Source organism: Pseudomonas sp. B6002 (genome assembly GCF_013385985.1).
Lineage (GTDB): Bacteria > Pseudomonadota > Gammaproteobacteria > Pseudomonadales > Pseudomonadaceae > Aquipseudomonas.
The window spans coordinates 63,037-80,012 of record NZ_JACAOY010000012.1; the positions used below are offsets into that span (position 1 = coordinate 63,037).

Sequence of the window (16,976 nt, forward strand, 5' to 3'; positions counted from 1 at the left end):
CTGTTGTGCCTCAGGCAATGTCTCTGGAAGGGCCGGGCTGGGCAGACTGCTCGGCGACTTCCCGACGTGACAGGGCGATCAGTTTTTCATTGCGCGCCGTGGACAACTCGATATCCAGCATGGTCGCGGCTTCGGCGTATTGCTGGTCGATCTGCGGATGGGCGATTTCCAACGCCTCACGCTTTTGCGATTTGACGCGTTCCAGTTCAGCGAACTCGGCGGGGTACTTTTCCTCAAGATAAGCAGCCCAGTAATCGACGTTAATCAAGTACTCATAAAACGCCTCGGAGCTTTCCGCCGCACGCACGGCCTCCAGCGCCCGGCTCTGCGCCGCGCCGCGCAGGGGCCTGCCGAACCTCATGTATGTCGGCTGCCCTGGCAAGTCCAGCGCATCACGCAGGCCGATACGGTATTCCAGGCGCACTTCGGCCGCGTCCATGCCCGGCCTGGCTTCCTGATTGGCCAAGGTTTCAACCTTGTCGAGGCGGAATAACTGACGCGCCAGCTTCAACAGGGCCGGGCCTTTCTGATCCAAGCGCGTGGGGTCGATGCTTTGTAAGGCATCATGCTCGAAAACCTTGATCTCCAGGTTACTGAAGGTGAGCATGCGCCCGTCTACGCAGGTGCCGTGGGTGCTGGACATGGCAAACACGGTGCCGCGCAACTCGGCATCATCGTTGACGGCGTCCATCACCCTCCAGACCCGGTGAGTCAGATCGGCACGCGCCAGTCGGTACTCCTCGGTGTCTTGCAAGCGTTCGAGCAGGTGGAAGAATGCCGCATTGCCCGGTTCGCTCAGCAATTGCGCCCACCGTTCACGACGCAGATTCTGCTCATCGACCGGCACGCTACCCAACCAACCACCCACCTGTTCATCCACCGGCGGCGGTTCAGGCAATTCCTCATCGGATTCCACTGCCTCGCCGTCACTTTGCGGGTTGTCGCCCAACAACTCCTCGATCTCACGACGGCTCAGTCCTAGCGCCGCGGAACGCTCCGTATCAGCAGCGTACCCCTGTAAGCGCTCCAGGCTGTCGCGTGACAATTCAATGTTGTCGGACAGGTCGACGCCCTCCATCAATTGATCATGAGTTCCGTCGAGGGCCCCGGCGGGTATGGACTCGATATTGTTGTTGCGCAGGTCCAGGGTATGCAGGGCGCTCGACTGCAACACTGCGTCGGGCCACTCCTCCAAGCGGTTGCTGCTGATATGCAGGGTTTGCAGGCGTGGTAGACCGTCGACGCTGAATACATCCAGCTGATTCTGGCTCACGTCCAGCCACTGCAGGTTGGGGTATCGCGCCAGGGTGGCACACAACCCGTCACCCTCGGCGAGCAGGTTCCCCGCCAGCTCCAGGCGTTCCAGGTGCGCCATGCCTGCAATCCCGTGGGGCAGTTCGCTCAACGCATTGTTATTGAGTACGAGCGTGCGGACACGGGGAAACGCTTCGAAGAAACCTTCGGAGCCCGCCTCGGAAAGCAGCACACCCGCGGCGTTCAAGGTTTCAATGTGCTCGAATGCGTCGGGAAGCCGGGGCAGATCGCCCAATTGCAAGCCTTCCAGTTCAAGGCTTCGTAGCGGTTCGACAGCGCGCACGCGCAGTCCCTCGCGCCAGGCGTCAACGATCCGCAGAGCCGCCTGCCGGCGGATCTGGGCGCTCACCGTCCACGTTGAACCACGGGCTTCACGGGTGAATAGCCAGCCATTGAGCTGGCGCACCAGTGCCTCGAACTGGCCACTCCACCCATCGAGCCGGGTATGCAACTGTTGCTCGCTCACCCCTTCGTCGGCCATCCGTGTGGCCCAGCGCTGCAGCTCGTCAGCCTGAAGCTCAGGCCATAGGCGCAACACGCGTTGCTGCGGCGAGCTGTTCGCCGCTTCCGGAGCGGGCAAGGGCAATAAGTGATGGGTCAACGAACGGCCGGTTTCCTGAGGTGGAAACCGCTCGGGAACGGGCTCCAGGCCAAAACGCTCCAGGGTGCCTGCCGACAGCCCCTGGTTCAGTTCCACCCGCTGCATGGCCGCAGCCCAGTGCGAGCTGGCTGCCTCGGTCAGCGGTGTGCCAAGCAGGTTGGTGCTCAGGACGGCCGCGTCATCAGCCAGCACCCCCTGCGGCACTTGGGTGATGTAGCTGCCGCGCAAATCTAGCCATTCCAGTGCAGGCAAATTCTCCCAACCCAATGGCCAAGCCGACAGGCTGGTGTGGCTCAACCCCAGCGTACGCAGGTGGACCATCGCGCCGACATCCAGGCCTTCAAGCGGATTGTGGCTCAGGTCCAGATGTTCCAGCCCCGCCCAATCACCTGTACCCAAAGGCAGGTCGGCGAGGCTGCAATCCCCCAGGTTCAGAGCGCGCAGGCCGCTGAAACCACTCACAAAACCCGGCAGCGTCTGCGCGGGCAAACGGGCACCTTTGAAGTTCAGCGATTGCACATGCTCGAAACCCTGTTGAGGCATCGGGGGAAACTCGCTGATTCGCACGCGGGGCAGCTCCAGGTCTGCCGAATACTGCCGCGCGCCATAGCGCTTGAGCAAACCCTGGTACCAACTGCGTTTGAGACCGCCTGCCATGTTATTGCGCTGTATGACTTCCATGGATACGCCGTTGGTAACCCAGGCTTCCAGGGGTTGCACAAAAAGATCGTGCTGCGCCGTCAACGCCTCAATCGCCGACCAGCGCGCCGGGGCATCGGGCCAAAGCTGGAGGAACAGCGGCTGCAACTCTCCGGCCTGGCCAGGCGCCGGCGGGAAATAAGCACCACTGCTGTCCAGTCGGGCCAGGCGCTGCAACTGGCCCTTGCAATAGCCACTGACCATTTCTTCCTGGTCCAGCAGATGCATAGGCTGACTGCGGACATAGTCATAGGCTTGGCGGAAGTCTTCCCGCGCAAACCATGACCAGTCCAGGGACAAGCCTGACCACAGGCGCTCGTGCCCCGGTTCGTATAGACGCGCCGGCAAACGGCTGATGGCGGTACCTTTGAGGTCCAGACGTTCCAGCAGCGGCAGGTCCAGAACCCCGGTGGGCAGTCCTGCCTGAAAGCTTCGGTTTATCTTCAAATCGCGCAGTTGCGGCATCTGGCTGACATCCAATGCATGCCCTGGGGGCACGACACCCTCCAAGTGCAGCTCAGTCAGCCCGGTGAGCGTTGACAGCCGTGCTATTTGCTCGGTGTCGAAGTCGACGTGGGAAACGATATGCAACCGTGACACCCCCGGCACCCTGGCAAGCGCAGCAGGCACGGTCCGCAACTGAGGGTGAGTGACGATCACGGTCAGCTTCTGCACCTCGGGAAAATAACCGAGCACCTGTTCGATGTTGGTGTCGCTGATGCCGCGCCCGCCGATATTCAGGCTGTGCACATGGGAAAAAACCGCGTCCAGCGGGGGTAGTGGTTCGTCCAGGAACAGATTCAGGTTCCCAAAGCGTGGCAACTCCGCCAAGGGCGATGCCCTCCAGCAGTCTTTGATGGCCTGTGCCGCTTGCCGCCGTCCGCTCAATTCGGAAACCGCATCGCGGCGTAGCTGCGGGGGCTGCTCAAGCACCCATTGATCAAGGGCTGCCTCAAGGCTTTGCCACTCGCGCAGGCGGTTGCCGAGCAGGTTAAAAATCTCCTGCTCGCTGTCACCGGCCACCATCCGCTGAAAGATAAAACCATTGACCTGATCGTCGGTGAGTTGCGGGTAAACGTCACGCACCCGGCTTTCCAGCAGAGGTGCGTGCAATTGACCGCGGCCACTGGCGGGGTAACCGATCAACTGTGCAGAAATGCGTTGCGGGGGCTTGAACCAGCGTTTTGTTACCGCGCCGCCGTTGACAATGGCTCGGGATTCAGGCCGCTGGCGTACCGCCTGGTCAATGATTGCCCTGCGCAATTGCGCGCTCTGCGCCACCTGCGGCATACCGAGAGCCTGACGCGACTGATCGGGCAGTGCGTGCATGATCGATGCGTAAAAGTTGTCACCCTGGCGCGGCAGGCTGTTGAGTGCCTCGCCACGCTCGTTGAATGCCTGGAACATCGGGCCACTCTTGACCACATATTTGCGCTGGGTAGCGGAGTCGCTGCCGATAGCCTCCAGCAAACGGCCACCAATGTGCTCCTCACGCAGCTCCAGACGCACAGCGTCGGACCAACCCGGCAGCCTGGCGAGGGTGTGCAGGGCCAAGCGTTTGCTGGCGGCTGAGGCCAGATTTTCCATATGTAAACCGGCAATGGCATGCCCCAGCTGATTCTGCTGCACGTACCAGCGTGCCTGCTCCTGCAGGCGCAGCGGTACGCGACCGGTGGCACGCAGGTCAGCCCGTTGCTGCGCGTCAGCGTCGGCCAGCACCGCCTCGGCGCCCGACTCGCCAAGCCCTGGATACAGCCGCTGCAGCTTTGTCACCAGCGGGTCTTTGCTGGCATTGCCCCGACAAAGACTTTCAAACAACGCCGGCTGACGCGTGCGCGCATGGTCGGCGATCTGCTTTCTGAATTCCTGGACACGATTTTCCCTCACCCGGGCCGGCTCGCCGCCCAACAGTTGGGTGACTTCGGATTCATCCAGCGCTGCCAGGATCCGATCCGGCAATTGGCTGCCCAGCACGTCCGCACGGGTGATGCGGATGGGCGGTTTATACGGCGCTCCCGGATAGAGCCGCTCAGCGCCATACTTGATCGATGCCCCTGACAGTTGCGGCCCGTCGAACACTTGCAGCACACGGCCCAGGGGCCAGCGCGGCATCTCGGTCACCAGGGGCAACACGTAGAGGTAATGCTCGTCCACGGCCTGGCCGGTCTCGACCTGTTCGATCACCCGCGTCACCCCCTGATCCGCTTCGAACAGGCGCAGGGTGTCTGCAAGGGCCGCTGGCGGCGGCGCGTTGTCCAGGTGCATCTTGCGCAATTGCGCATCACCGATACCGCTGATGTCGGCGATGCTTAACAATTGCTCGTCGTTAAAAGCCTCAGTGACGTGCCCCATGCGCCGCAACAAAGTGAGACGGTCCCAGGTTTGCGGACGCTCAAGTGTGTGTCGCCAGGCACCGGCACGGTTGTGACTGAGAGGCGGCGCATACGCGCGGCTATCGGTAGGGTGCTGGATACGCCAGCGCTGCGCCGCTTCGTCAAAGGTTTGTTCATAGACTTTGCCGGCCTGGCGAATATAGGTTTTGCCGTTGACCTGGAATTGCCCCAAGGCATTGGGCCGGGCGCCTTCAGGCAGCGTGACGGGGCTTTCATAAGCGCTGAGGTCGGGCCTCCATAACCGCGCTTTACCGTCTGCCGATACCACGGGTTCCAGCGCTTCGATCACAGGCTCTGGCTTGACCGCCGCCAGCTTGGCCAGGCCCTTGCCCGCCCCCGCCATGACCGCAAGCAGGGCGATATTTTCTGCTACATCGAGCAAGTGTGCCTTGGCGGCCCTGCGGTTGCCTTCGCTCCACTCAATGGCGCCGTCGAAGGTTTCGTACAGCAACTGGCCCGCCATCACCACCATCATCGCTTCGCCCAGCACGGGCACTAGCATCGCCACCGCATTGAACACCAGCATGCCGATATTGAGCAGGCGAGCGAACTTCTCCGAACGCACCCGGGCATCCACATCGGCCGTCGGAACAGCATGGCTGCGCGCGTCAGCGATCAGTTGTTCGCGATGACGGTCGAACAGGTAACCCCATAGATCGATGTTTTCCGACCACATACCGTGACCGGGGCGCGACCGGGCGGCGGGGGCCAGATAGGGATCGTCATTGGGCACTTGAGGGGTTGCCCGCATGGGTGGAGCCCCCTTGATCTCGGTGAACAGCCTGAACGGGTTGGTGCCCTCGCATATTTGCTTAAGCAAGGCGGCAAAGGGCGCCAGCACGTCATCAATGACCGTACCTGACGCGTCCTGGGTGAACTGGCTGAAGTAATCCGGCCGGTCGGCATAGGCAACGAACTGGCTGAAAAAACGCTGGTAAACGCTGGGACGGCCATTCCCAGGCTCGGGCACGTCACGCGTGGTAAAGCGCTGTTTGAACCGTGTCTGCAGGCTGGTCCAAGTGTGGCGTTTGAGCGGCGCGAAGGGGTCGTTGGGAATGTAGAGAATCAGCTCGTCGCTGTAGCGGTATTTCTCGCAGATAACAAACACGATGCAGCCGGTCATGCGGTGGTTCATCAACGCGAGGTCGCGAAACCAGACCGGCTTGCCGCCAATCCGGGGGGCGATCTCACCGTCGATGACGGATCGGATCATGCGGTAGTCGGCCTGCTCAATGTCTTTGTTCAGCAGCGCCAACTGAGCGGCGGCACCCAGGGCTCCTTTTTGTGCGTTCGTGAAGGTCGAGCGCAGCGTTGCCAGCGCCGGGGCATCGTCCGGATAGAAAAACGCTTTCAGGTACGCCTGATATTTCGCGCCAATATCCAACGAGCGACACAGCCCAATGAACTGCGCCACGCTTAATGGGGTGTTGATAGCAGCCTGCCCGCCTTGTGAGTCCTGGCCGATAAACCCGGAGGTATGATGGAAAGCATCCGATTCGGCTTCGGCGGCTTCGAAGTTATGCAGTGCCGCTTGCAGCAGAGGAAGGCGCAGTGCCTCAAAGCTGGAAATCTCGATGTTGAATACGCCGAGCGCCACCGGTTTGACCAGCCGCAGCAGCGTCTTGTGCACATCCAGCTGCACGTTGAACTGGTCTTGCAATGCCTTGACCAGCAAGGGCTCGGCGAAGCTGTCGATGTCTTGCAGGGTCGCCACGGCCTGATCCAGTTGGGTCTGGGCAGTGAAACTGGCGACGGCGGCATCATTGAGCGCCTGACGTTGCGCCGGGGAGGCTTGGCGATACCAGTCGGGAACGGACGCTGGACTTTGCTTGAGCGCCTCACGTCGTTGCGGCGTGGCCTGGGTGACCCAGCCGGGCAGGGATTGTTCGATCAGCGGAGCATGCAGGCTGAGGGACGCGGGGGGGAGTTCTGGGGTAACGGGCATGGTGCCTCTCCTGTGAAATGGAGAGTCAGCACACCATGCCCGCGAGAGCGCTCAGCGGTAGTTAGTTACCGAGCCGTGTGATCAAAAGTTTTCCCGAGGGTTGAACGCAGCCTTTTTCGCCAGTTCCTGCCACAGCGCAATGGTCTCGTCATCGGCCTGCTTGGGCATGACCGCCTTGAGTTGCACGTAGAGGAAACCACGCTCCCCGGCCTTGTTCAGCAAACCATGGCCCTTGGCGCGCATGCGCTGGCCGTTCTGGCTGCCGGCAGGCACCTTGAGGTTGATCTTGCCGGTCAGGGTCGGCACCGCCACTTCGGCCCCCAGCGCCAGTTCCCACGGCGCCAGCGGCAGGGTGATCACCAGATTTTCGCCTTCGACGTCGAACTTCGAATGCGGCGCAAACTTGATGATCAGGTACAGGTCGCCATTGGCGCCGCCACCAATACCTGGCGCGCCCTGTGCCTTGAGGCGGATGCGCTCACCGTCGGCCACGCCGGCGGGGATCTTCACGTTCAGGCTCTTGGTGGTGTTGGTCACATGCCGGCCCGAGGCGTCGTACTGCGGCACCTGGAAGCTGATTTGCTTGGACTCGGCCGACAGCGTCTCCTCAAGGGACACGGTCAGTTGCATCTCCACGTCCTGGCCCTTGCGCCCGGCCGGGCGACGTTGGCCGCCACCGAAGCCGTCGCCACGGGAGCCGAAGATCGAACTGAAGAAGTCCGAGAAGTCCTCTCCGCCGCCACCGCCGCCAAAACCACCACGGCTCTGCCAGCCCGGCGGCCCCTGGAACGGCTGGCCATGCTGGCCGTATTTGCGCAGCTCGTCGTACTCGGCGCGCTTGTCGGCGCTCTTGAGCGCTTCGTAGGCTTCGGACGCGTCCTTGAACTTGGCTTCGGCGTCTTTTTCCTTGCTCACATCCGGGTGGTATTTGCGCGCGAGCTTGCGGTACGCGGCCTTGATTTCCTTGTCGTCAGCCGTCGGCTCGACACCCAGAATCTTGTAGTAGTCTTTGAAATCCATCGGCGGTTCACCATCCTTAATCGAGATCGCACAGCCCGGGGCACAACGTGCGCTGCATTGCACCTGTTGAGTGATGTGGCCTGGGGGTGCGTCAAAGTGTTATCGGCGCTTGCCGTATGTACCCGATGTGGGGGCGAATCGTGCAGTTTCAAGCGTGATTTAACGGATGGTCGGCCTACGCATCCGCCTTCGACTGGCATACACTGCGCGGCCGTTTTTCAACCGGAACCTGATTGTCATGGAAAACCCATCCCCAGCCCGTGCCTGCGGTATCGACTTTGGCACGTCCAACTCCACCGTCGGCTGGATCCGCCCCGGCATGGAAACACTCCTGGCGCTGGAGGACGACAAGATCACCTTGCCGTCGGTGGTGTTCTTCAACTTCGAAGAGCGTCGCCCGGTGTACGGTCGCCTGGCACTGCACGAGTACCTGGAAAACTACGAAGGCCGCTTGATGCGCTCGCTCAAGAGCCTGCTGGGTTCCAAGCTGATCAAGCACGACACCAGCGTACTGGGCACAGCGATGCCATTTACCGACCTGCTGGCGCTGTTTATCGGCCAACTCAAGAGCCGTGCCGAAGCCACCGCCGGCCGCGAGTTCGAAGAAGTGGTGCTGGGCCGCCCGGTGTTTTTCGTCGATGACGACCCGCTGGCCGACCAGGAAGCCGAGAACACCCTTGTGGACGTGGCGCGCAAGATCGGTTTCAAGGACATCTCGTTCCAGTACGAACCGATCGCGGCCGCATTCGACTACGAGTCCACCATCGAGAAAGAAGAGCTGGTGCTGATCGTCGACATCGGCGGCGGCACGTCGGACTTCTCCCTGGTGCGCCTGTCGCCGGACCGTCGCCATAACGACAACCGCCACGACGACATCCTCGCCACCGGCGGTGTGCACATCGGCGGGACCGACTTCGACAAGCAGCTCTCGCTCAACGGCATGATGCCGCTGTTCGGCTACGGCAGCCGCATGAAGAGTGGCGCCTACATGCCCACCAGCCACCACATGAACCTGGCCACCTGGCACACCATCAACTCGGTGTACTCGCAGAAATCCCAGCTGGCCCTGGGCAGCATGCGCTACGACATCGAAGACACCGGTGGCATCGACCGCCTGTTCAAGTTGATCGAACAGCGCGCCGGGCACTGGCTGGCGATGGAAGTGGAAGAGACCAAGATCCAGCTGACCCACGAAGAAAACCGCCACGTGGCGTTGGACCGTATCGAAGCGGGCTTGAGCGTGGACTTGAGCCGGGCGTTATTCGAGTCGTCCATCGACGGCCTGCTGGAGCGCGTGCGGGGCAGCGTGACGCAATTGCTCAACGACGCTTCGGTGAGCGTGGCGCAGGTGGACACGGTGTTCTTTACCGGCGGTTCCAGCGGGATCCCGGCGCTGCGCCACAGCATCTCGGCAATGCTGCCGAATGCGCGGCATGTGGAAGGCAATATCTTTGGCAGTATCGGCAGTGGTCTGGCGATTGAGGCCAGTAAGCGGTACGGCTACTGAGGCTTCGCGCCAGTGAAATCGTGATCGCCGGCAAGCCGGCTCCTACAAGGGTTTGCGTAAACCTGTAGGAGCCGGCTTGCCGGCGATGGCGGTCGTCCAGCCTCAGACCTTCCCCTCAAAGTAGATGGCCCAAAGCCCAACCAACGTCAGGCACCACATGACCACGCCCGGCACGATCACCAGGTAGTTCCACAGCGTGAAACGGTCGTTGCTCAAGCCTTCTGGATCATCCGCCGCGAAATTGATCAGGCCTTGGGCTTGCTGGAGGATATAGGCACACAGCGGCACCGCCAGAATCGTCAGGGGCTCGTAGGCCTCCCAGCGATCGATCCGCCTCGCGGCCGCTCCGAAAAACCTGGAACCTAAGGTGACCACCACGAACACGGTCGCCCATTGTTCGAAGTCAAAATCGAATTTGCGACCGCTGCGGGCCACGCGATCATCGGCCCGTCGATACAACTGATGCATGAAGAAAAAAAAGAAAATGGCCCGGGCCAGCGGCCAGATCTCCACCTGGTGGAAGTCCTTGTACAGGCGCCAGTTTTTATACGACCAGATATAGGTGTACAGCCCAAAACTGAGCAGGCTGAGAATCAGCAGCTTCTTTTTGGAGATGACGTAAAACTCAGGCGATGCCTTTACCCTATCGCTCAACTGCGCCGTTGGCGGCGCGTAGATGTTGTCGCTCACTGTCTACTTCCCTCTAAGTCCCTTTAAAGTCCACGAAGCAAAAGCGCTTCCGTTATCGCGTCAAACCATCCCGCCGAGCTTCAGCTCGCTCTTGAGATACGCATAATAAATCGGCCCCGCCACTACGCCAGGCAGGCCGAATGCCGCCTCGAATACGAGCATCGCCAGCAGCAATTCCCACGATTTGGCACTGATCTGCCCGCCTACGATGCGCGCGTTGAGGAAGTACTCGATCTTGTGGATCACGATCAAATAGCCCAACGCCGCCACCGCCACCCAGATCGACAGCGACAGCGCGACGATGGTGATCAGTGTGTTGGACATCAGGTTGCCGATCACCGGCAGCAGGCCGAGCAGGAAGGTCAGTACGATCAGGGTCTTGGTCAGCGGCAAGTGGATTCCGCACAACGGCAGCACCACCGCGAGGAAGATCGCGGTGAAGGCGGTGTTCAGCGCGGCGATCTTGATCTGGGCGAAGACAATGTTGCGAAAGGCCTGGACCAGCAGGTGCAGGCGGTCGAACAGTGCGGCGGCCAGGGGTTTGCGCTTGGTCAGGTCGGGCACACGCTGCAGGGCGATGATCGCGCCGAGCACCATGCCGATCAGCAGGGTGACGAACATGTGGGCGGCATCTTTGCCCACCAGTTGCAGCTCGCTCAGGTGCTTGCTCAGCCAATCGCCAATGGCCACGCGGAACTCAGCAGCGCTGGCCGGCAGGTAGGCGTCGAGGAACGGCGGCAGCTGGCCGCGCGCGCGGTCGACCACGCCCATGAATTTGTCGAGGGAGGCCCCGGGATTTTCCGCTTCGTGGAGCAAGAAGCTGATGGCGCCGGCAAAGATCAGGGTCAGCACGCTGACGATCAAGGTGCCGAGCAAGGCCACCGCCAGCCAACGCGCACGCCGGCCTTCGATCAGCCGTTGCAGTTGGGGGGTGAGCATATTGACCAGTTCAAAAACCAGCAGGCCGGCCAGCAGGCTGGGCAGCAACTTGAGCGGCAGTACCAGCAGCAGTCCGCCGAAAATGATGATGTAGCTGGCCAGCAATATCACGTGACGCTGAGAAAACGTTGGCATACAGCCTCAAAACGAACGGCTTTAAAGGATTGGCAGTCTGCCAGCCTTGAAGGAATCAAGCGAGTGGGTTGGTTGCGAATGCGATCAAGTGTGGGAGCTGGCTTGCCTGCGATGCAGGCAACTCGGTGCCTCAGTCAGACCGAGGCGAGGCTATCGCAGGCAAGCCAGCTCCCACATTGAACGCCAGCGCCTGGGCAAATTTAATCAGCCTTTTAGACACGTACTCATAAATGTCTTGCGCGCATCGCCAGTCAGCGCCTTGGTTTTCGCCGACGCATTGCAGTCTTTCATCTTCTGCTGTTGCGGCGTCAGGGTCTTGGCGTCGTTGGCGGCCGGGGCCGCCTTCAGGCAGGTGCTCATGAAGGCTTTGCGCTCATCGCCTTTCAAGGCCTTGGTGGTGGCGTCGGCGTTGCAGGTGGTCATCTTATTTTGCTGGGCGGTCGCGGCAAAACCCTGGGAACACAGCAGCAGGCCCATCATCAACAGCGGAATACGCAGCATCTTCATGGAGTTTTCTCCCTGTTACCGCACCGAAGGGGCGCGGCCTACCCAGCAGTGTAGTCAAAGCCTGTTACATCTTCAGCGGGCGCGGATATTCGACCGACGGTACTGCTCGGGGGTGCAACCGGCGTGGCGCTGGAACATCGCAATAAACGCCGACGCGGTGCTGTAGCCCAGGTCAAACGCCACATGCTGCACGCTGCGTTCGCTGCCCAGCGCGTCAATCGCTGCCAGGTAACGCAGGCGCTGGCGCCACTCGCCAAAACTCATGCCCACCTCCCGCACAAATTGCCGGGCCAGGGTGCGCTCGCTCACGTGCACCTGCTCGGCCCATTGCGCCAGGGGGCGGTTGTCACCCGGATCGGCCTGCATGCCCTCCAGCACACCCAAGACTCCAGGGTGGCGGGCGTAGGGCAGGAAGCAATCGTGGACCGGCGCCTGCTTGAGCTGGTCCACCAGCACCTGGGCCAGGCGAATATCAGCATCGGTCCGCGGGATGTTGACGTCGCGCCGGGCAAAGTCACTGAGGATGGCCTTGAGGATCTCACTGACGGCCAGGGTGCAGGGCACCTGTGGCAGGTGCTCGCACAGCTCCGGCGCCAGGCCCACGGAGCGGTAGACAATCGCCTGGGCGTTGTAGGAGCTGTGTTCGGTATCCGGCGGGATCCACACGGCGTACTGCGGCGGCGACATAAACCGGCTGCCCGCCACCTCCATGCGCATCACGCCGCTGGCCGAATAGTCCAGCGAACCCCAGAAATGCCGGTGCGGGGTGCACTCGGTGTCGGGGGCAAACTCGGAATAGCGGAAGTAGACCGGACTCGGCAGGCTGGGGAAATCCGCGAGGCGGACGGTGTGTCTGGGCATGTTGTCTGGATACAGAGGTCGGTTGGCTGGTTCGCAGTATAGGCTGCGATCCAGACAAGGGATAATCCTGCCTCACCAACCTATCTGGTTTCTTTCGATGCAATACGCGTATCCCCTGCTGGCCATCTTTATCTGGGCCGGCAACACCGTGGTCAACAAACTCGCCGTGGGCTCGATTTTCCCCGCCGAGATCGGCTTTTACCGCTGGCTGCTGGCGGCGCTGCTGTTCACGCCGTTCATGCTCAAGCCGGTGATCGCCAACTGGGCGCAGATCCGCCCGAACCTGGGCAAGATTTTCATCCTCGGCGTACTCGGCATGGCGGTGTACCAAAGCCTGGCGTACTACGCGGCGACGGTCACCACGGCGACCAACATGGGCATCATCCTGTCGCTGATGCCGTTGATGGCGCTGACGGCCGCGATCATCAGCCTCGGCCAGCGCCTCACCTTTGGCGCGCTGACCGGTGCCGTGCTGTCCTTCGCCGGCGTGGTGGTGGTGGTCTCGGCCGGTAGCCTGGGCGCGCTGTTGCAACACGGGGTCAACCTGGGGGACGCGATGATGTTGGTCGCCACCCTGGCCTACGCGGTCTACAGCACCTTGCTGAAAAAGTGGCACCTGCGCCTGCCGCCCCTGGTGCTGCTGTACTTGCAGATCCTGGTGGCCGTGGTGGTGTTGTTTCCGCTGTTCCTGTTCTCGACAAAAGCGGGCCTGGGCTGGGCGAACATCCCGCTGGTGCTGTACGCCTGCTTGCTCGCCTCGATGTTGGCGCCGCTGGCGTGGATGCACTCGGTGAAGACGCTCGGGCCGAGCCGTACCACGCTGTTTTTCAACCTGCTGCCGCTGATCACCGCGTTGATTGCGGCGGTGGTGTTGAAGGAGCAATTGGCGATGTATCACTTGGTCGGCGGTTTGCTGACCTTGGGTGGGGTGATTTTGTCGGAGCGTTGGACGACGCCGGTGCGCCGCGAGGTTGGTGTTGCCTGATCCGGCGATGAACGATAACGCGGTCTCTTGGCTAGACCCCCGCGGCTTTCAACCGCTGTGCATGCTCGACAAACAACCGAATCGGCTCAGCCCCCTTCCCAACCAAGCCCATCGATTGGTTGACGATGTCGAAGTGGTCCAGCGCGTAGTCGTCGCCAATCACCGCGCCCAGGTGTGAGCTGTAGCGTCCCACCATGCCATCGCACTGGCCCTTTTCCCGCACAAAGCTTCGGGCAAACAAGCGGCAGCTGCGGTTCGTGCCGTCCAGCAGGTTGCGCCCGCGATCGGTCTTGCCCGGCTGCAAGGTGCCAGACCACGAGTAGTAGCGAACGCCATTGACCTCTTCTGCGCCCTGCCCGCCCCAGGTCTGCGGCAAACCTTGTGGGTACTGGCGGTTGAACAGCGCCACACCCGCGCTGGTCAGGGACAGGTGGGAGGCGTGCAAGTCGGCCTTGAAACGCGGCCCCCGATAACCGGTTTCCAACAGGCTCATCACCCCGGCCACCAAGTGAAACAGCGCACTCATGAGGCGCCCTTTCACGCTGTCGGCGGGGTAATGGGTGTGGATATGGTCTGCCAGTTCCGACCCATGGTTGGGCCCCGCCACCGAGGTGACCGACGCCACCCATTCCGGGCGCTTGGCCGCCGCGTAACGGGCGGTGAGCGAGCCCTGGCTGTGGCCAATCAGGTTGACCTTGTCGGCACCGGTTTCGCGGCGGATCCGCTCGATCTGCACCAGCAATTGCTCGCCACGCACCTCACTGGAATCCAGCGGCGCCACCTGCACCGGGAAGACCTGTGCGCCACCGTTGCGCAGCGCAGGGACGATGCCATACCAGTAGGGAAACCACCCCAGGCGCACGAACCCCAGCATGCCGGGCACCAGCACTAGGGGATAACGCGTGGCAAGGGAGTGCGGCATGGCACAGGGGTCCTGATAGGAAAGGCGATGAACCCATCCTAGACCAGCGTTTCATAAATCGACATGACCACCCGGTGACAGACTCATGACACCTTAAAAGCGCCCGGCAAAATCGTGCAATTGGCGCTCGGCTTCATCGTATGAGCGCTTGAATACACTTTTGTCCGACTCTTCACCCTCGGCGGCAATCACGCTGATATCGTCGATACCGATATAGCCCAACGCGGTACGCAGGTGCGGGTCGGCATGGTTCATCCACTCGAACTCGCCACCCGGGCCGAACCCGCTGCCACCGCGACTGGTGATGATCAGCGCCTTTTTACCCTTCAACAGCCCTTCATACTGGGCGATACCGTTGCTGTCCTGGGTGATGTTGAAGGTCAAGCCCATGCGCACGATCTGATCGATCCAGGCCTTGAGGCCACTGGGCACGCCGAAGTTGTAGAGGGGCATCGAAATCACCAGCAGTTCGTGCTCGATCAACTCGCCCACCAGTTCGTCACTCAACTGCAGGTCGGCCTTCATTACCTTCGGCAACGCCTGCGGTTCGGGATAGAAATTGGCCGCCACGAAGGCCTCGGTCACATGGGGGATAAACGCCCGGCCGACTTCGCGACGGGTCACTTGTGAACCCGGGTTGCCAGCCTGCCAGGCATCGAGAAATGATTCGGCCAAGCGTCGGGAATGGGAACGTTCGCCACGCGGGCTGGCGTGAATTACTAGCATTTTTTTCATCTGTATCACCTTCACGAGTTAGACTCTGGTGACCTGACTGGCCACCGCTATTGCTCGCAAATCTAGTGATAAGCGCACGGCCCGACAAATGAGCAATAGTTAATCCGGATGAGTTTATTTCATCCATGGAGCCCCAATGTTTGCCTCCCTCCCCCTCACCGCCCTGCGCACCTTTGAATCGGCAGCGCGACTATTGAGCTTCAAGGCGGCCGCCCTGGAGCTGTCGGTGACGCCTACGGCGGTGTCCCACCAGATACGCAGCCTGGAAACCTGGCTGGGCGTGCCGTTGTTCGAGCGCCTGCCGCGCCAGGTGCGCCTCACCGAAGGCGGTGAGCGACTGTTTCGCAGCGTGCACGGCGCCCTGCTGGACGTCGCCCATAGCCTCGACACGTTGCGCCCGCAACGCAGCGCCGGGCAGCTCACCGTCTCCACCACCCCGGCGTTTGCCGCGTTGTGGCTGGTGCCGCGGCTGGGGCGTTTTTATGCAGCCCACCCCGACATCAGCCTGCGCCTGGATACCCAGTGTGACGTGGTTGACCTGCAACAGGACGCCAGCGTCGACCTCGTGATTCGCTACAGCCTCGGCGACTACCCGCACCTGTACGGCGAGTGCCTGTTCGATGAGCGCTTTGCGGTGTACGGCTCTCCCGAACAGATCGCACGAGCGAGCAGCCAGGTGCCGACGCTAATCAGCGTGCGCTGGCACAACTCCGAGCTGTACGCCTTGGGGTGGCAGGCTTGGTGTGAGAAATCAGGCGAGACATGGCTGGCTCACACGGCCCTGCTGCGCGAATACGACGAAGAGCACTACGCGTTGCAGGCGGCCATTGCCGGCCAAGGGTTGGTGCTGGCGAGCAACATCCTGGTGTCGGAGAGTGTTGCCACCGGTTTGCTGGTGCCCTACAAGCCGCAGGTCCACGTCGACGGCGCCGGTTACAGCGCCCTGTGCGTGCCGGGGCGTGAGCGTCATCCGCCGGTGCGTGCGTTTTTCCAGTGGGTGCAGGAGGAGGCAAAGCTATCCGGCCATGCCCTTTGAAATCCGATAAAACTTTTTGCTTCAGCCAACACTCACAACTTGGAGCGATCACGCCAACAGAGCGTGGCGTAAAACCGGATTAGCACCAGGAGATTGAGATGACTGAAGCACACTTGACCGACGTTGCCACCCTGCGCAGCCGCGCCCGCCAAAACGTCGAAAATGGCGCCGTCACTGAAGGCTACGACGCCGACCGCGAAGAAATCATCCGCTTGCTCAACGAGTCGCTGGCCACAGAGTTGGTCTGCGTACTGCGCTACAAGCGCCACTACTTCATGGCCAACGGCCTCAAGGCCAGCGTGGCCGCCAGCGAGTTCCTGGAGCACGCTACCCAGGAAGCCGAGCATGCCGACAAACTGGCCGAACGCATCGTGCAACTAGGCGGTGAGCCGGAGTTCAACCCTGACCTGCTGTCCAAGCACTCCCACGCGCAGTACGTCGCGGGCAAGAACCTCAAGGAAATGGTCTACGAAGACCTGGTGGCTGAGCGCATCGCGGTGGACAGCTACCGCGAGATCATCCAATACATCGGCGACAAAGACCCAACCACCCGCCGCCTGTTCGAAGAAATCCTGGCCCAGGAAGAAGAGCACGCCGACGACATGGCGGACATTCTGCAAGACCTGTAAACCGCAACACCTCTGAACCCAATGTGGGAGCGGGCTTGCCCGCGATAGCTATCCAACC

The 16,976-nt window shown here is 61.5% G+C and carries 12 protein-coding genes; 4 read left to right on the plus strand and 8 right to left on the minus strand.

From position 1 onward, the window contains the following. Window positions 1-10 precede the first annotated feature (10 nt). Complete coding sequence (locus HX792_RS16500; RefSeq protein ID WP_176997085.1) at window positions 11-6,952, minus strand: NEL-type E3 ubiquitin ligase domain-containing protein; 6,942 nt, start codon at window positions 6,950-6,952, stop codon at window positions 11-13. An 81-nt stretch (window positions 6,953-7,033) separates the two neighbouring features. Continuing rightward, complete coding sequence (locus tag HX792_RS16505; protein ID WP_176997086.1) at window positions 7,034-7,972, minus strand: DnaJ C-terminal domain-containing protein; 939 nt, start codon at window positions 7,970-7,972, stop codon at window positions 7,034-7,036. A gap of 238 nt (window positions 7,973-8,210) precedes the next feature. On the opposite strand from HX792_RS16505, the gene HX792_RS16510 reads away from it, so the two are divergent. Next, entirely contained in the window at window positions 8,211-9,479 is a 1,269-nt protein-coding gene (locus tag HX792_RS16510; protein WP_176997087.1) for an Hsp70 family protein, read from the plus strand. A 102-nt stretch (window positions 9,480-9,581) separates the two neighbouring features. Here the strand turns inward: HX792_RS16510 and HX792_RS16515 are convergent, their stop codons facing one another. From HX792_RS16515 to HX792_RS16530, 4 genes are all read right to left on the minus strand, one after another. Next, window positions 9,582-10,169: a hypothetical protein gene (locus HX792_RS16515; protein ID WP_176997088.1), complete on the minus strand. Its 588-nt coding sequence runs from the start codon at window positions 10,167-10,169 to the stop codon at window positions 9,582-9,584. A gap of 60 nt (window positions 10,170-10,229) precedes the next feature. Continuing rightward, a complete protein-coding gene (locus HX792_RS16520) occupies window positions 10,230-11,243 on the minus strand; it encodes an AI-2E family transporter (protein ID WP_176997089.1) in 1,014 nt (337 codons plus the stop codon). Window positions 11,244-11,447: 204 nt separating this feature from the next. Beyond that, on the minus strand, window positions 11,448-11,750 hold the full coding sequence (locus HX792_RS16525; RefSeq protein ID WP_176997090.1) for a PsiF family protein: 303 nt from the start codon (window positions 11,748-11,750) through the stop codon (window positions 11,448-11,450). 72 nt (window positions 11,751-11,822) lie between these two features. After that, the gene (locus tag HX792_RS16530) at window positions 11,823-12,611 is read right to left on the minus strand and encodes a helix-turn-helix transcriptional regulator (RefSeq protein ID WP_176997091.1); all 789 of its coding nucleotides are present in this window, start codon (window positions 12,609-12,611) and stop codon (window positions 11,823-11,825) included. A 97-nt stretch (window positions 12,612-12,708) separates the two neighbouring features. On the opposite strand from HX792_RS16530, the gene HX792_RS16535 reads away from it, so the two are divergent. Then, on the plus strand, window positions 12,709-13,596 hold the full coding sequence (locus HX792_RS16535; protein ID WP_176997092.1) for a DMT family transporter: 888 nt from the start codon (window positions 12,709-12,711) through the stop codon (window positions 13,594-13,596). Between the two features lie 31 nt (window positions 13,597-13,627). Here the strand turns inward: HX792_RS16535 and HX792_RS16540 are convergent, their stop codons facing one another. Continuing rightward, window positions 13,628-14,518 carry a triacylglycerol lipase gene (locus tag HX792_RS16540; protein WP_176997093.1) on the minus strand — a complete coding sequence of 297 codons (891 nt, stop codon included), beginning with the start codon at window positions 14,516-14,518 and terminating at the stop codon, window positions 13,628-13,630. A gap of 93 nt (window positions 14,519-14,611) precedes the next feature. Then, entirely contained in the window at window positions 14,612-15,253 is a 642-nt protein-coding gene (locus HX792_RS16545) for an FMN-dependent NADH-azoreductase (protein WP_176997094.1), read from the minus strand. A 136-nt stretch (window positions 15,254-15,389) separates the two neighbouring features. Between HX792_RS16545 and HX792_RS16550 the strand changes: the two genes are divergently transcribed. Both HX792_RS16550 and HX792_RS16555 read left to right on the plus strand, forming a co-directional pair. After that, window positions 15,390-16,289 (plus strand): LysR substrate-binding domain-containing protein, encoded by a 900-nt coding sequence (locus HX792_RS16550; protein ID WP_176997095.1) that lies wholly within the window; start codon window positions 15,390-15,392, stop codon window positions 16,287-16,289. A 98-nt stretch (window positions 16,290-16,387) separates the two neighbouring features. Continuing rightward, the gene (locus HX792_RS16555; protein ID WP_176997096.1) at window positions 16,388-16,918 is read left to right on the plus strand and encodes a bacterioferritin; all 531 of its coding nucleotides are present in this window, start codon (window positions 16,388-16,390) and stop codon (window positions 16,916-16,918) included. Window positions 16,919-16,976 lie beyond the last annotated feature (58 nt).

Bases quoted from the DNA above. Each gene is read 5' to 3' on its own strand.
- HX792_RS16520 (WP_176997089.1), bottom strand. From the start codon at position 11,243: ATGCCAACGTTTTCTCAGCGTCACGTGATATTGCTGGCCAGCTACATC.
- HX792_RS16505 (WP_176997086.1), bottom strand. From the start codon at position 7,972: ATGGATTTCAAAGACTACTACAAGATTCTGGGTGTCGAGCCGACGGCT.
- HX792_RS16530 (WP_176997091.1), bottom strand. From the start codon at position 12,611: ATGCCCAGACACACCGTCCGCCTCGCGGATTTCCCCAGCCTGCCGAGT.
- HX792_RS16555 (WP_176997096.1), top strand. From the start codon at position 16,388: ATGACTGAAGCACACTTGACCGACGTTGCCACCCTGCGCAGCCGCGCC.
- HX792_RS16540 (WP_176997093.1), bottom strand. From the start codon at position 14,518: ATGCCGCACTCCCTTGCCACGCGTTATCCCCTAGTGCTGGTGCCCGGC.
- HX792_RS16510 (WP_176997087.1), top strand. From the start codon at position 8,211: ATGGAAAACCCATCCCCAGCCCGTGCCTGCGGTATCGACTTTGGCACG.
- HX792_RS16535 (WP_176997092.1), top strand. From the start codon at position 12,709: ATGCAATACGCGTATCCCCTGCTGGCCATCTTTATCTGGGCCGGCAAC.
- HX792_RS16500 (WP_176997085.1), bottom strand. From the start codon at position 6,952: ATGCCCGTTACCCCAGAACTCCCCCCCGCGTCCCTCAGCCTGCATGCT.
- HX792_RS16545 (WP_176997094.1), bottom strand. From the start codon at position 15,253: ATGAAAAAAATGCTAGTAATTCACGCCAGCCCGCGTGGCGAACGTTCC.
- HX792_RS16550 (WP_176997095.1), top strand. From the start codon at position 15,390: ATGTTTGCCTCCCTCCCCCTCACCGCCCTGCGCACCTTTGAATCGGCA.
- HX792_RS16525 (WP_176997090.1), bottom strand. From the start codon at position 11,750: ATGAAGATGCTGCGTATTCCGCTGTTGATGATGGGCCTGCTGCTGTGT.